This window comes from Leeuwenhoekiella palythoae (assembly GCF_020310025.1).
In the GTDB taxonomy this organism is placed as follows: Bacteria; Bacteroidota; Bacteroidia; order Flavobacteriales; family Flavobacteriaceae; genus Leeuwenhoekiella; species Leeuwenhoekiella palythoae.
In genome coordinates this window covers 3,252,475-3,267,793 of the sequence record NZ_CP084318.1, presented here as the reverse complement: position 1 = coordinate 3,267,793, position 15,319 = coordinate 3,252,475, and the positions used below count along the sequence as shown (strand labels likewise).

At 41.5% G+C, this 15,319-nt stretch carries 9 protein-coding genes; all 9 read right to left on the bottom strand.

The genetic code is table 11. The features are described from left to right. Window positions 1-11: 11 nt before the first annotated feature. Window positions 12-710 carry an L-ribulose-5-phosphate 4-epimerase gene (locus LDL79_RS13945; RefSeq protein ID WP_225598141.1) on the bottom strand — a complete coding sequence of 233 codons (699 nt, stop codon included), beginning with the start codon at window positions 708-710 and terminating at the stop codon, window positions 12-14. Then, the gene (locus LDL79_RS13940; RefSeq protein ID WP_225598140.1) at window positions 703-2,400 is read right to left on the bottom strand and encodes a ribulokinase; all 1,698 of its coding nucleotides are present in this window, start codon (window positions 2,398-2,400) and stop codon (window positions 703-705) included. Before LDL79_RS13940 ends, LDL79_RS13945 begins: the two co-directional genes overlap by 8 nt. Before the next feature lie 93 nt (window positions 2,401-2,493). After that, window positions 2,494-4,488, bottom strand: coding sequence for an alpha-L-arabinofuranosidase C-terminal domain-containing protein (locus tag LDL79_RS13935; protein ID WP_225598139.1), 1,995 nt, complete (start codon window positions 4,486-4,488; stop codon window positions 2,494-2,496). A 22-nt stretch (window positions 4,489-4,510) separates the two neighbouring features. Then, window positions 4,511-6,892, bottom strand: coding sequence for a glycoside hydrolase family 127 protein (locus tag LDL79_RS13930; RefSeq protein ID WP_225598138.1), 2,382 nt, complete (start codon window positions 6,890-6,892; stop codon window positions 4,511-4,513). Beyond that, entirely contained in the window at window positions 6,879-7,859 is a 981-nt protein-coding gene (locus tag LDL79_RS13925; RefSeq protein WP_225598137.1) for an arabinan endo-1,5-alpha-L-arabinosidase, read from the bottom strand. The genes LDL79_RS13930 and LDL79_RS13925 overlap by 14 nt, the downstream gene beginning before the upstream one ends. A 3-nt stretch (window positions 7,860-7,862) precedes the next feature. Next, window positions 7,863-8,876: a glycoside hydrolase family 43 protein gene (locus tag LDL79_RS13920; protein ID WP_225598136.1), complete on the bottom strand. Its 1,014-nt coding sequence runs from the start codon at window positions 8,874-8,876 to the stop codon at window positions 7,863-7,865. A gap of 1 nt (window position 8,877) precedes the next feature. After that, window positions 8,878-10,413, bottom strand: coding sequence for an arabinan endo-1,5-alpha-L-arabinosidase (locus LDL79_RS13915; RefSeq protein ID WP_225598135.1), 1,536 nt, complete (start codon window positions 10,411-10,413; stop codon window positions 8,878-8,880). A gap of 10 nt (window positions 10,414-10,423) precedes the next feature. Then, entirely contained in the window at window positions 10,424-11,971 is a 1,548-nt protein-coding gene (locus LDL79_RS13910; protein ID WP_394372629.1) for an alpha-N-arabinofuranosidase, read from the bottom strand. Between the two features lie 10 nt (window positions 11,972-11,981). Then, on the bottom strand, window positions 11,982-15,290 hold the full coding sequence (locus tag LDL79_RS13905) for a VCBS repeat-containing protein (RefSeq protein WP_225598133.1): 3,309 nt from the start codon (window positions 15,288-15,290) through the stop codon (window positions 11,982-11,984). Between the last annotated feature and the right edge of the window lie 29 nt (window positions 15,291-15,319).

Here is a 15,319-nt window from a genome sequence, read left to right as displayed (position 1 = left end):
TAGTTTAACGATTAGCAGCCCTGCCCATAGTAAGCATCCTTACCATGTTTACGCTCATAATGCTTTTTTATAAGCGAATCTTTAAGTCTTGGTGCATTAGGATTGATCTGAAGTGTCAATTGCGCCATACGCGCAACTTCTTCTAGAACCTTGCTGTTATAAACTGCTTTTGCAGCAGTTTCACCCCAAGCAAAAGGACCGTGGTTACCCAAAAGTACCATATTAACCTCTTTATAATCCAAACCTTTGTCTTTAAAACAGTTTAGAATCTGAATCCCGGTGTTGTGTTCATAATTCCCGGAAATAAGGTCGTCATGCATAGGCGGCGCACACGGGATATCTGCCGTCAGATGATCTGCGTGCGTAGTACCAAAAATAGGAATGTCCATCTGTGCCTGAGCCCAAGCTACCGAGTAGGTTGCGTGCGTGTGTGCAATGCCGCCCACATCTTCCCAATGCTTGTATAAATACGCGTGTGTTTTGGTATCTGAAGAAGGACGTTTATCGCCTTCTACAATGTTGTTATCATAATCAACGATAACAATATCTTCCGGTTTTAAGGTTTCGTAGGGTACTCCACTAGGTTTAATGGCAAAGACACCATTTTTACGATCTACCGCGCTTACGTTACCAAAAGTGTAAATAACCAGACCTAAAGCGTCTAGCTCCATATTAGCTTCGTAGCATTCTTCCTTTAAAGATTTATACATGTTCTTTGATGTTCTTTTTCGGTTTGGTAATATGTTTCTCGACAAAGTCACTTAAAACTTCATAGCGTTGCATCAATGCAGTATATTCAGCTAAATGTTCTTCCTGCGGAAGGTATTCTGCTTCATAATCACTTCCTAAAGTTTTACTGGCTTCAATGACATTAGGATAAATGCCTGCAGCAACAGCAGCGTAAACAGCCGCTCCTAAAGCCGGAGCTTGATCTGAAGCTGCAACCTTGATAGGTACATTGAGGGTATTTGCCAGTGATTGCATAATAAATTTAGATTTACGAGCAACACCTCCAATACCTACAACAGATTTGATCTCGATACCTTCCTCATCAAAACGATCTAAGATCTTTTTAGAGCCGAAGCAGATCGCATTGACTAAAGCTTTGAATATATGCGGAGCGCGTGTTCCCATATTCAGGTTCGTGATCGCAGCTTCAAGCTCTTGATTTGCATCTGGAGTTCGTCTACCGTTGATCCAATCCAAAGCAACGGGTATTGCTTCATTATGCGGAATCGCTTCTGCTGCATCAGATAATTTTCTGATGAAATCAGCTTCAATCTCTTCTTTAAGCTGCACTTTTTGTTCTTCGGAAAGAATAGCTGAAGTAAGCACGAGGTTGTCAATTGGCCAACTCAATACATCTTTAAACCAAGCCAGCAAATCTCCAAAAGCAGATTGTCCCGCTTCTAGACCTACAGCTCCCGGTATCACAGAGCCGTCAACCTGACCACAAATACCGCGAACGGTTTTATCGTGAACTACATCTGGCGATGAAATGCTTATATCACAGGTAGATGTTCCCATTACGCGCACCAGTGTATGCTCTTCTACTTTGGCTCCCACAGCTCCTGCGTGGGCATCAAAAGTTCCTACTGCGATTTTAGTTGCGGTAGAAAGGCCTAATTTTTCAGCCCAAGCGGCGCTTAAGTGACCGGCAACATCATCAGAAGTATACGTTTCCGTATAAAGCCTGCCTCTTAATTCTGCCAGATAAGGGTCTAATTTTTCTAAAAATTCTTCAGGTGGTAAGCCGCCCCAGCTCTCGTGCCACATAGCTTTATGTCCGGCTGCACAGCGACTGCGTTTAAAATCTTCTAAGGCTACGTTTTCAAGCAGCGCAAAAGTGATCCAATCGCAATGCTCCATCCAAGAATATGCCGCTTGTTTTACGGGTTCGTCTTCACGCACTACGTGTAAAATCTTAGCCCAAAACCATTCTGAAGAATAGATTCCTCCTTCATATTTTGTAAAATCCTCACCGCCCCAAGTACGTGCAAGGTGATTGATCTCATTAGCTTCTGCGATTGCGGTATGATCTTTCCAGAGTACCATCATCGCATTCGGGTTTTCTTCAAAACCTTCGGTGAGCGATAAAGGAATTCCTTCTTTGGTAACCGGAATAGGTGATGATCCGGTCGTGTCAATACAAATTCCTTTTACAGCTTCAGCCGAAACACCACTTCTTGAAACTACCGCTTTTATGGTTGCTTCTAAACCTTCTAAAAGATCTAAAGGATGCTGGCGAAAACGATTTTCTGAAGCGTCACAAAATAAACGCTGTTTCCAGCGTTTATAATAGCTTACTTCTGCTTCTATCTCTGTTCCTGTAACGGCATCAATGAGAACTGCACGTACAGAATCTGATCCATAGTCAAGACCAATTACATATTCTTTCATAAACTAAAAATCTTACTGCCTAACAAATCTACTATAATCTATTTAAAAATGTATATTTCACACTTAATATTTTTAGATTTTTTTTAAGACAATTTATTTTACCGGTATTCTAATGATATTTAATGAGTAAGGAGCTACTTCATAACTTGCTGAATCACCTTTTACTTTGATCTCTTCGGTTGACGGACTGATTGCCTCTTGCGCATCAAATGAATTTTCCTGCGTAAGGTTCTCTTCTTTCAATACGATCACTTTACCCTTATTCTTGATTGATTTTCCTTTAAAGTTCAATTGAATCTCTTGAGCTTCGCTTGAAGTATTCACAACTTTCAACACAACTTCCTTAGCTTCTGAATCCAAAGTTGCTGAAGCGTATAGCTCGTCTTGCCCAACCAAGTCTTCGCCATTTTGAGTTACTGAGATCAAATCGGTTCCTTTGTTGGTTGAATATAATTTTTGAACGTAATAGTTTGGCGTTCCATAAGATTCTAAGTTGTTAAACCAGATCATATCTGGTGTCCACTGCCAACCTTCAGCGTGTGCCATCAACGGAGCGTACGAAGTAAGCTGAACCACCTCAGCGTTGCGCTCTAGACCGGTCATAAATGCAGCTTCAGAAAGTGCAGTTTCCCAGTTGTTTTTGTTATCCGGACTTGCAATAGCAACACTTTGTGCTGCGTATTCTCCCGCGAAAATTTTTGGACCATTGCGATCATAGCTATCATAACGGGTTGCATTTTCTCTAAACCACTCCGGACTTCTGTAATAATGCTCATCAATGATCTCTGCACCCATTTCCTTAAGCTCTTTCATTCCGTATTCAAAATAGTCTCCATCAGGAAATGGTCCGCTTCCTGAAACAATAATGATCTCAGGATACTTTTCTGAAATAGCTTTATTAAATACTTTGTAACGCTCGATGTATTCCGGTCCCCATTGTTCGTTACCTACTCCAATATATTTCATATTGAAAGGCTCAGGATGCCCCATATCTGCACGAACTTTTCCCCAAGGAGTGTCTGTTGAACCGTTAGCAAACTCAATCAAATCCAGCGCGTCTTGCACGTAAGGTCCTAGTTCGTCCATTGGCACTAATTCTCCAGTATTGAATTGACACACGATACCACAACTTAAAATAGGAAGCGGCTCTGCGCCTAGATCTTCAGACAACTGAAAATACTCAAAGAAGCCCAACCCAAACGACTGATAATAATCTGGAGTCAAACGGTGGTCAAACTCGGTATTCCAACGGTTAACTAAACTAGGGCGTTCGTCAACAGGACCTACAGTTTTTTTCCATTGGTAACGGCGTGCAAGCGTACGCCCTTCTACAATACAACCTCCAGGGAATCTTAAAAATCCAGGATCTAAATCATATAATAATTGTACTAAATCTTTACGTAAACCATTCTCACGACCATTCCACGTATCTGTTGGAAAAAGCGAAATCATATCAAGTCCTAATTCACCAGTACCTTCAAAGGTTAACTTTAAAGAACCTTTCATCACGGTTTTATTCGGAACGATTTCAGCTTTATAATTTGACCATTCTGAACCAGAAACAGGGATTGAAGCTTCAGCGATGGTATTTCCTTCCTCGTCCAAAAGTTCTGCCTTCACTGCGGAAACTGCACCAGCCATTTGTTTGGCATCAAAAGTAAAACGATAGGTATCTCCTTCTTTGATTCCCATCCCGCGGAAGCCTTCATTGTGCAATTCATAACCTTCAGCATTTTTAACCTGAACACGCAGGAAGTTCAAATTACCTTCTCCTTCAAAGTATTTTACGGGCAACGCATAGCCAGATTCATTGTTATACGAATGCCTGTCACTATTAGGCTGCGACCAACCCATCATTGGGATCGTAAATTCAAACGAACGGTTTTTGATCATCTCTGCATACAAACCACCATCGGCAGCAAAGTTGATATCTTCAAAGAAAATCCCGTACATCGTAGGTTGAATGGGTGCGATGGTCTCGCTCATATCAACCGTTAATTCTTTTTGAGCAAAAAGCGTATTGCCTGCCAGAAAAGTTCCGGCTAAAACAGCGGCTAGTCCTGCTTTTTTAATTGTTTCTGTGATCATCTTATAAGTGTGTTATGTGTTTTTATTCTTGAGTTGCGGGTGCGCTCAATAAGCGAACACCGTAAATTCCGGCGGTGGTTGAACCTTCTTCGGCTTCAAAGCGCACCGTTAGAATTTCATTAGTTGCTGCAAGTTCCTGGGGAATCATATAATCGACTTCAAAAAAGTCATTACCCCGCGTGCCCTCTAAATGCGGTTCGGCAATTGTTGTCTCGTTTACCATAATCTTAAACTTGCGACCAGCGTCTTTACCAAAATAGGTCACGCGCAAAGTTTTAGCCTTAGCTTCTTTATTTCTAAGATCGTAGCTAAACCAACCTGTAGCATCGCGCCAGTGCTTATTTTGATTTAAGCCACTATTTGAATTTTCAGATAGAATTCCGTGATCAGATTCCGGTTGTTGTTCTCCCGGAGCCACAAAATCTAATGTGATCTCTCGTAAGTAAGCTTCGGCCTTTTGCTTTTCTTCAAGCTTGCGTTGCTCTTCCGCTAAGCCTTCAGGAGTTTGATTTTTAAAATAAATCGAATAGCGCTTCTCGTGAATTTTATAAAACGGCTGAAGTACCAAATCTGAATACGTTTCAGGATAAAACAGCTTAGGCGCTGTAAAGTGTAATGGCTTATCTTCAACCGGCTTGATCTCATTTAAAAGATTTTCACCGCTTTCAGTAAGAAACATCGGCGCTTCAGTTAAAGGTAAAAATGGGCCGTCTGCGATATGACCTCCTCGACTATCATCTGCAAAAAGTCCGTCTTGATTTGCATTACCTGTCACGGCAGCCAAAACAATTGGGCCGTATTTTACAGAAACATACCCCGAATCATCAGGCAATGCTTCCAAACTTAAGTGCATTGGCAATTCCATCTTAATGCGATCGCCATTTTTCCATTTGCGTTCTAAGGAAACATAAGAACCTGGAGTGGCTTGCATTTCCTGAAGTTTATCATTTACATAAACCTTCAGTTCACCAGCGTTTACCCATTGTGGATAACGCAACATCAAAGTTGCCTTGGTTTTCTTTTTGCTATTCCAAACCAGTTCAGTCGTTGCTTCCTCGGGAAAGTTTGTTTTTTGAGTAAGTGTTGCTTTTTTCTCTTCCCAGTTCACTTCCGAAGGAATAAACAAATTCACATAAAGTTTATCCTCTTTTTTGGCATAAATGAGTTCGTTGTACTTGGTGTGATTTTCCATCCCCGATCCCACACAGCACCAAAAACTGGTTTCCGGCTGCGAATACACGCGATAATGACCAGGGCGAATGGGCGTGAAATACACAAACCCGCCATCAGGATTTTGAGAAGACAGAATATGATTGTACAAACCGCGCTCGTAAAAATCGATGTAATGCTCTTCTGATGTATCCTCAAACAAGAGTTTACTCAACTTGAGCATATTGTAGGTGTTGCAACTTTCCGGTCCTTGCTCGCTGCTCACCCCCGACGAAAAATCGTCAATAGGATTAAAATGCTCGCGCACGCTATTCCCACCAATGCTTATCGAGCGCTGTGTGGTTACATTATCAAAGAAATTAGATGCGGCATCGTGGTAGGCTTTAGCCTCTTCCAACTGACTGATCCGCTCAAAACCGATAAACTTGGGGATTTGCGTATTCGCGTGCATTCCGGTTAAGATATCTTCATTTGCCGCTAGCGGTTTTAATAAGACGTGCTGCGAAAAATCTTCAGCGAGTTTCAGATATTTTTCTTCTCCTGTAATCGCATAAACCTCAGCAAAAACTTCGTTGAGTCCGCCGTGTTCTGAACGCAGCATATCTTGAATTTGCGCCTCACTTAGATCGGCTGTAATATCCAAAAACCAATCGGTTAATTCAATGAGCATACGCTTTGCCTGCGGAAGTTCTGCGTGAATCCACGCGTCTTTTAAACCATTAAAGGTTTTATGGATGTTATACAGCGGCACCCATTTATCATTTAGACTGAAGCTTCCCGCGTTGATCTTTCCTGCTTTGATTTCTGCCCAAAGTGCATCACTTCCCGGCACGCCACCAATGTACCCGTTCCCATTTGCTTTTTGCACGCGATCTAATTCAGCTAACGCATATTCAAGCATCTCTTTGGCTTTTGGATCACCGGTAGAAGCATAATACATCGACAATGCCGAAATATAATGCCCAGCAGTATGGCCGTCGAGTCCTGTATTTTCCCAATTGGTGTAGGAATCCGCTTTAGGCTTAAGACCAGCTTCGCGCAAAAACGGAGCGAGTAAGCGGTCTGCATCAAGCGCTTGTATGTAGTTAAAATCGGTTAATGCTGCTTCTTTAAAAACTCCAGATTCTACCGACACCGCATTCAATGGAAAAAGCGAAACCTTCTCCTGCGCTTTGGCAAAAGCACTTAGTAGAAACAGACTAACAACAACATATTTCATTTTAATCAAGGACATTATCTTTTAAAGTTGGCCAGCCTTCAGCATCCCACTGAAGCTCAGCAATTTTTAGTTTTGGTGCGCCATTGTCATTAGCATCATACGCGTGAAAAATGATGTAATCCTTTCCGTCAAAGGTGTACGTGCTGTTGTGACCCGCGCCATACCAATTTTCATTTCCTTCGATGATCAAGGTTCCGCCACCGTTATTTAGGGCTAAACCATCTTTATCTACATAAGGACCGGTCGCGCTTTTAGAACGCCCTACCACTACTTTGTAGGTGCTGTTTTCGCCGCGACAGCATAAATCCCAAGACAAAAACTCATAGTACCAATCTCCTTTTTTAAAGATGAAAGGCGCTTCTAAAGCTGCATCTCCGGGATTGGCATCCGCCAGATCGAAAGAACGTTCCCGGCGCGCGATCGTATGCCACTCTTGCGGCTGCGCGATAGCTTTCAAATCTTCTGAAATCTTTACCATTTTTAATCCTTCCCAAAAGGAACCAAATGCCAGATACGGGGTGTCATTCTCATCAAAAATTAAATTAGGATCAATAGCATTCCATAAATCGCGATTAGGAACCGACTGGATCACGATCCCCTGATCTTCCCATTTGTAATTGGGATCTTCTGCATCAAGAGTTGTATTGATCGTCAAACCGATCGCCGAAGTATTTTTTGCGAAAGCGGAAACCGAATAATACAAATAGTATTTACCGTTGTGAAACGTGATATCCGGAGCCCAAATATGATTATTGAAATCTGCCGCAACATCATCTGCCCAAACCGGTTCTTCCATAAACACTTGAGGTTCTTTTTCCCAATTTTTTAAATCGGGCGAACTAAACACTGAAATTCCTCTACCGGTACAAAAGAGATAATAGGTATCGCCCTGCTTGATCGCAACCGGATCGTGAACGCGGATATCTTGTGCAAAAAGGCTATTAAAAACTAAAAGACTAAAAAAGGTAAAAAGCGTTTTCATAGTTTAGTTTTCTGGTTGAATTCCTTCTGAAGTCATGACGATGCGCTTGATTGTTCCGTCTTCGTTGTAGTATAAACGATCAACACAAACCGAGCGGTGAAAACTGCTTCCGTGTGTTGGAATGCTTCCGTTATGATAGACGAAATACCACTTGTCTTCAAATTCAATAATCGACTGATGATTGGTATTGCTGTTACCGGCAACTTCATTTAAAATCCCTTTATATTCCCACGGACCGGTGATGGATTTTGACATCGCATAGGCGGTTTTCTCCGGAAAGTCGTAAGCATAAGACAAATAATACCAGTCGCCACGTTTATGAATGTATGGTGCCTCTGTAAATTTAGGAAGGTCAACGGTGTGGATAGGACCGTCCATCTCGATCATATTATCTTTCAACTTTACATATTTACACACCTGATTTCCCCAATATAAATATGGCGTTCCGTCATCATCAATAAAAACTGTTGGATCAATATCATCCCAGCTGATGCCGGTTTGCGTGGTCATATCGTTAGTGATCAAAGCTTTGCCTATAGCGTCTTTCCAAGGTCCCTCCGGGCTGTCTGCCACGGCTACACCAATTGCTTTACCGTGCTTTGACTCATCGTGTTGAACGGTCACAAACCAATAGAATTTACCATCCTTCTCCACTACCTCAGCAGCCCAAGCCGAATGAATTGCCCAATCAAAATCGGTTGGTTTTAGCGGCACGGGATGTTCTTTCCAATTGACCATATCATCTGAAGAATACAACAACCACTCATCCATAATGTAGCGCTCTTCATTGTCAGGTGCCATATCGTGACCGGCGTATATATAAACGCGACCGTCGTGTACCAAAGCCGCAGGATCCGCAGTGTATTTGTCTTTTATAATCGGATTATTATAAGACGCTTCAAGCTTTTCAAAAAGTGCCTGACCACGTTCTACACTCACCTCTTCTGTCTGTGCTGTGGTTTTGCAGCTTGCTAAAAGCGCTGTTACTGCTAATACTGTATAAATCTGCTTTTTCATTTTAATTTATTTTTTTGCCCCAAATGGCAGTTCCTTCATTATTTAATCCTGAAAGTAAAATGGTGGATTCTACTTCATTTTCCCAATCACGACCGCGCTCTACGTAGAGTTTATCTACAAAGGTTCCGTCACCAAAATTCAACGTAAGCCACGGCGCGTCATAACTCCATACATCATTGGCATTAGTGTTAATACTTCCATCAGCATTTAAAGTCAGATCAATTGAATTTTGAAAATCAGGATAGCGTTGTTCATCGGCATATCCCGGTGTTACGGTGTATCCAAAAATGATTTGCTCATAATTTCCAACCAAATCAGTATCGGTGATCGTAGTCTGCGCCACATCTGCAAATCGCTCAGGCGAAACAATAGGCCAACCGTCTTCCGTCCAGTGAATTTTACGCACGTGCAATACCATAAAGAAGCTGTTTTCACCCGGTCTTCCTTGATGTGCCATATAATACTGACCGCTATCGTCTTTAAATACTCCCGGATGCGAAACTCCTTGCCAACCCGAATGCTCATCAAAGCGATACGGAGCCAGAATCATTGGTCCATTATCTTCTTCCGTATTGATATCTAAACCATTAAAGTCATAAAATGGTCCATCTGGAGTATCGCTTCGGCCTACGCGCACGTTATATTTGGTTTGCAACCAGTCGTAGGCAATAAACATATAATACTTGTTTTGATCTTCATTATAGATCACTTCGGGTCCCTCAATATTTCCGTTCACGATTCCATTTGTGAAACCACGTTGTGCAACTCTACTTCCTGTATCTCCGGGGCTTGCAGCAAGACCGGTTTGTGGATTTAGTTTGAGTTTATAAATTCCGTCATACGCAGAACCATAGTAGAACCAATGTTCGCCTGCCGGAGTAACCACCACCGAGGGGTCGATCGCATTCGTTTGCACGGGACCTCCCGGTTCTGATGAAACTACCAAATCCTTTTCGACCCAAGGTCCTTCAGGACTGTCAGAAGTGGCGAGCCCCATAGTGCTTAACCTGCCGGTAGAAGAGGATAAAGAATAGTACAAGCGATACTCGTCACCAACCTTCATCACATATGGTGCCCAAAGTGCTTGAAAAGGTGTTCCGCCTTTGCTTCTGATATACGCAGCGCCTTTGGCAGGCAACCCGTTAAACACCCAACCAATCCATTCCCAATTGATCAAATCCTCTGATTTACGAATCTGGATTCCGGGACGTACATCTGAGCCAAAAGATACATCTGTATTGTAACAATAATAGGTTGTACCCACTTTGATCACAGACGGATCGTGCACGTTATACGGTCCCCAATTGGCAACATTCTCAACACCGGCAACATCATAATAGGTATCCGTAATGTTGTCTACTGTATATACTTTTGCTGCTACAGGTTCTTCCGGCTCTTCTTCTGGAGTTGTTGGCGTTTCAGGCTCACCACCCGTTTCTTCCACCGATGAATCTGATGAACACGAAATTGCCAATGCACACCAAAAGACTAAAAGACCTTTACGTAGCAAACTTGTATTTTCGTCATTCTTTTTCATAGCAATAGATTTATTTTCCTTCTAGGACCACTACCGAAAATGCCGGCAATGTCACTTCTAGAACTCCTTTCTTGAATTTAAAATCTTTAAACACTTCAGGCATTATATGTTTAGGATCTTCAAAAGAATTGTGATCCTGAAGTTTTTCTGAAGCTAAAATTTCAGCAGAAAAATCTTTGATGTCTAATTCGCTTAGATCTATACTCACCGTGTTTTCTTTATGCGCATCGATATTCACTAAAGAAATATGTGTTTTGCCTTCAGCATCTTTTGAAGCCGAAGCAGAAATCGCCGGAAGTTTATCACCGTTTAGTTCATAATCTGGCGTATCTAAATCCATAGGAATCAATTGCGCATCTTGATGCACCATATACATTTTTAAAATGTGGTAGGTAGGCGTCAAGATCATTTGCTCCCCTTTTGTAAGTGCAACGGCCTGCAGCACATTAACAGTTTGCGCCAAGTTTGCCATTTTTACTCGATCACTATGGTTGTGAAAAATATTTAAGGTAGTCCCTGCGATCATCGCATCACGCATGGTGTTTTGCTGATATAAGAAGCCAGGATTGGTACCTTCTTGTACTTCATACCAGCCACCCCACTCGTCAACAACAAGATCAACTTCTTTATTCTTATCATATTTATCCATAATCGCCACGTGCTTGGTGATGAGCTCATCCATAAATAGAGATGATTTCATTGTGGTAAAATATTGCTCTTCAGAAAAAGTTACATCAGGACCTTTTGCTCCCCAATCGATCACTGAATAATGGTGCAGCGCAACCCCATCGATTAAGTTTTTAGGAATATTTTTCATCAACACTTCGGTCCAGTTATAGTCTGCGCTATTAGCTCCGGAAGCAATTCGGTATAAACCGGCTTCGTTGTTCCAGCTGCCCATAAACGTTGCATACTGGCGGTACAGATTCGCATAGAACTCCGGCTCCATATTTCCACCGCAGCCCCACATTTCGTTTCCAACACCCCAATAGGTAACTCCCCAAGATTTCTCGCGACCGTTTTCTTTACGCAAATCGGCCATCGGGCTCGTACCGTCGTGGTTCACATATTGTACCCAATCTGCCAACTCTTTTACGGTACCGCTACCTACATTTCCGGCGAGATAAGGTTCGGTATCTAAAGCTTCACATAAGTTTAGAAAGTTATGGGTACCAAAGCTGTTGTCTTCAGTCACACCGCCCCACCAGGTGTTTACTATAGTTGGGCGATCCTCTTGTGGACCAATACCATCCTTCCAATGATAAGTATCTGCAAAACAACCTCCCGGCCAACGTAGGTTAGGAATTTTGATCGCTTTTAAAGCTTCAATCAAATCATTACGCACTCCATCTGTATTAGGGATGGGGCTATCTTCTCCCACATAAAAACCATCATAAATAGAACGTCCTAAGTGTTCTGCAAAATGGCCATAAATATGTTTGCTGATCGTAGGCGCATCTTCCGAAGGTTTTACGGTGATGGTTGCATCTTGAGCATTAAGCACCGTAACGCTGCAAAATGCAATTACAAATGCACCTATAAGCTGTAGTTTGTTCATCATAGTGTAATTATTTGGTGTTTGAATTGTGTGTGTTTTTATTTGAGTATTTAAAGGTCGCTATCGTATCACCGTTGCGACCAACTAGAATTAAATCGTCCTTACTAACAGGTACTTTTACAATGCTTTTTGAATCTCCCTTTAGCGTAAAACCTGAGCGTTTACGGGGTAATTCTTTAAAGCCGCCATCTATAGTATTAAGCAAAGTGGTACCAAAAGACGCATCGTAACGCCCGCCGTTGACTTCTGCGCTGTAATCATTACCTACCAGTAACAGATCTAGATATCCATCCTGATCAATATCTTCACAAAGCATTGCATTTACCGGCGCCAGCTGCGCTGCATTAGGTAAAGGTTTTATAATAAATCTTGTTTCTGTATTTTCAATGAGTATGCTTCTTAATTCTTCAGCCTTAAGCGTTTGATATGGAGTTTTTAAAAGCTGAAGCAACTCGCTTGTGTTTGCTTTTGCAAATCTGTGATAATAGAGGAATTTCTTTTTAAGTTGTGGTAATTGCTGCGTTAACTGATCTAGTGTAGCTATCGGAAAATAAGCCCCTTCCTCATATTTTGAAAAGATAGGATCTACATAACCATTGTTGTCAAAATCGGCATAATCTACTTTTAAAGCTTTATTTTGTCCCGAATTTAAAACCGTATTCAAGCCTATATTTCCTGCAGCAAAATCTACATCTCCATCATTATCAAAATCGGCTGCGGTAATACTATTCCATAAACCTGTTGTTTTGCTGAGGCCGAATGCTTCGGTTTTATTTTTAAACGTTCCGCCTTCATTTTCTAATATGGTGATAGGCATAAACTCGCCAACAAGAATGAGATCGACTTTTCCGTCTTTGTTGTAATCTTTAAATGTTGCAGCAGTGACCATTCCCGCATTTTGCAGAAACGGACAAACCTCAGCCGTTACATCTACAAAATTTCCACCGTTATTCTTCAGAATATAACTCTGCGGCGCCGTCGGAAATTTCCCCGGAACCACGCGACCTCCCACAAAAAGATCTACAAAGCCATCGTTATCATAATCTGCTGCCGTCACAGCTAAAGTGCTCGTAAGCATTTCGGGCAATGGCTGTGCTACAAAACCTGAAGTAGTATTAAAATACAAGCGATCCTGATAGGCTTTATGCCCTGCATAACGCTCCGTACCTCCGCTGGTCACGTAGAGGTCTAACTTGCCATCATTATTGGCATCAAAAATTACAGCCTGACCATCTTCAAAAAGTTCTGTTTCCGGGAGTTCTTGCTTTTTAAAGCTTTGATCCTTTTGCTGATATAAAATAGTAGAACTTTCACCGTAGCTTCCGCCGATGAATACATCTTCGAGAACATCTCCATTTAAATCTCCCACTGCGAGACTTGGACCTTGCTCTGAGTATTTATGCATCAGCAAAGGTTGCGTAGCATAATCGTTATTAAAACGATCAATATGCTCATAATTAATTGTTTCAACTCGTGTTAAAATACCCGGTTTTTTAACTGGTACATCCTTAAACTCTTGTGCATCCTCATAACTCAATGTCAACTGCTGATTGGTTTGTATATTTCGTTCAATAGATTGCTTGCCATCTGGCCAGTGCACAATCAAGCTATCTATCGTTTTGCGATTCTTCAACCCAAAATGCAATGTGGTACTCACGGTACTTTGAAAACCACGCACCGGATTGTTAACTCTAATTTTTTCAGTACTGTCTGAATAAACACGCACAGATGCGCCAATTCCTTTTAAATTATTTTTTAAACCTTTTAGATCTACTTTTAAATAGTTTGAATCTGGTCCTAAACTATCATTGAGGGTATTCTTATAAACAAAAGCCGGAGCATTAATATTACTTGCGATAAGGTCAAGGTCTCCGTCGTTATCAAAATCGGCATACACCGCGCCGCTTGAAATAGACGCTTCGTCAAAACCCCAAGCTTCAGTATTTTTAGTGAAGGACTGCCCATCTACATTTTTAAAAGCATAGTTAGCGACCTTAATCGCTGGCCGTGTAACTAGACAGTCTTTAACTGCTTTTTGCAATTGGCCACCACTACCAAAAGACGAACTTCTACTTTCTCTAAACTTCACAAAATCCATATCGGTAATGTCTTTGCCAAAACCGTTTGTTATATACAGATCATTAAAGCCATCGTTGTCAAAATCTGCAAGAAGCGGAGCCCAACTCCAATCTGTTTTATCTATACCGGCAAACTGACCTATTTCGCTGTAGGTTCCGTCACCGTTGTTGTGCTGAAGCATATTACGCATATACTGATGCCCGTAGCCATAGCGTAAGGCAATCTGAAATATGTCGTATGAATTGGCTCCAGACATTAATTTTCTTCGTTTTAAATCTTCGGGCAACATATCAACGGTAATCACATCTATGAAACCGTCGTTATCAATATCTGCTACATCATTCCCCATTGAAAAGTGGCTCATATGCCCAAAATAGTTCAAGCCCTCTTCGTTAAATCTTCCATTTTGTTGATTTACATACAGTAAATCTCTTGATAAGTAATCATTTGAAATATAAAGGTCTGGCCAGTTGTCGTTATTGGCATCTAATACCGAAACGCCTAATCCAAAACCTTCAAAGGTGATTCCGGTTTCTGCCGAAACATTTGTAAAAACCGGATGTCCCAGTTGCTCATTGTAATCATTGCGATATAACCGATCTGTATTCCTGGCGCTTCCGTTAGTTTGCATGGGTCTAACACTGATTGCAGAATTCTCAAATCCGCCGCCGGTTAATAGATACATATCCAGATCTCCGTCTAGATCGTAATCAAAAAACACCGCTTGAATAGATTCTCCCTGATCTGCCAAACCGTATTCGGTTGCAGCTTCAGTAAAGGTTAAATCGCCGTTATTGATGTAAAGCAGATTGGGGAACTCACTTCTGTTCCCCATTCCACCCACACTTAAATAAATATCATCATAACCATCTTGATTCACATCGATCACACTCACTCCGGTTGTCCACTTTCCGGAAGTATCAATACCAGAGGTTGTAGTGATATCTTCAAACTGCATAGCTCCTCTATTGAGGTAGAGTTTACTAGAAGTAAGATTTCCACTGAAAAAAACATCAGGTAAGTGATCGTTGTTAAAATCCCCAACGCCTACTCCACCTCCATTATAGAGGTACTCGTAATTGAGTATGTTGATCGAATCATTTGTGGTTATTGTATTTTCAAAATCAATACCCGTATAAGAAGCACTAAGACGCTCAAAGAGCGTCTCAGACTTTTTATTATCTGCGCAAGAACTTACCACAACGGCAAATACTAAAACAAATAGGTTTTTGATTTTCAAGGTTTGATCTTTAAAATTTTAAACTACTC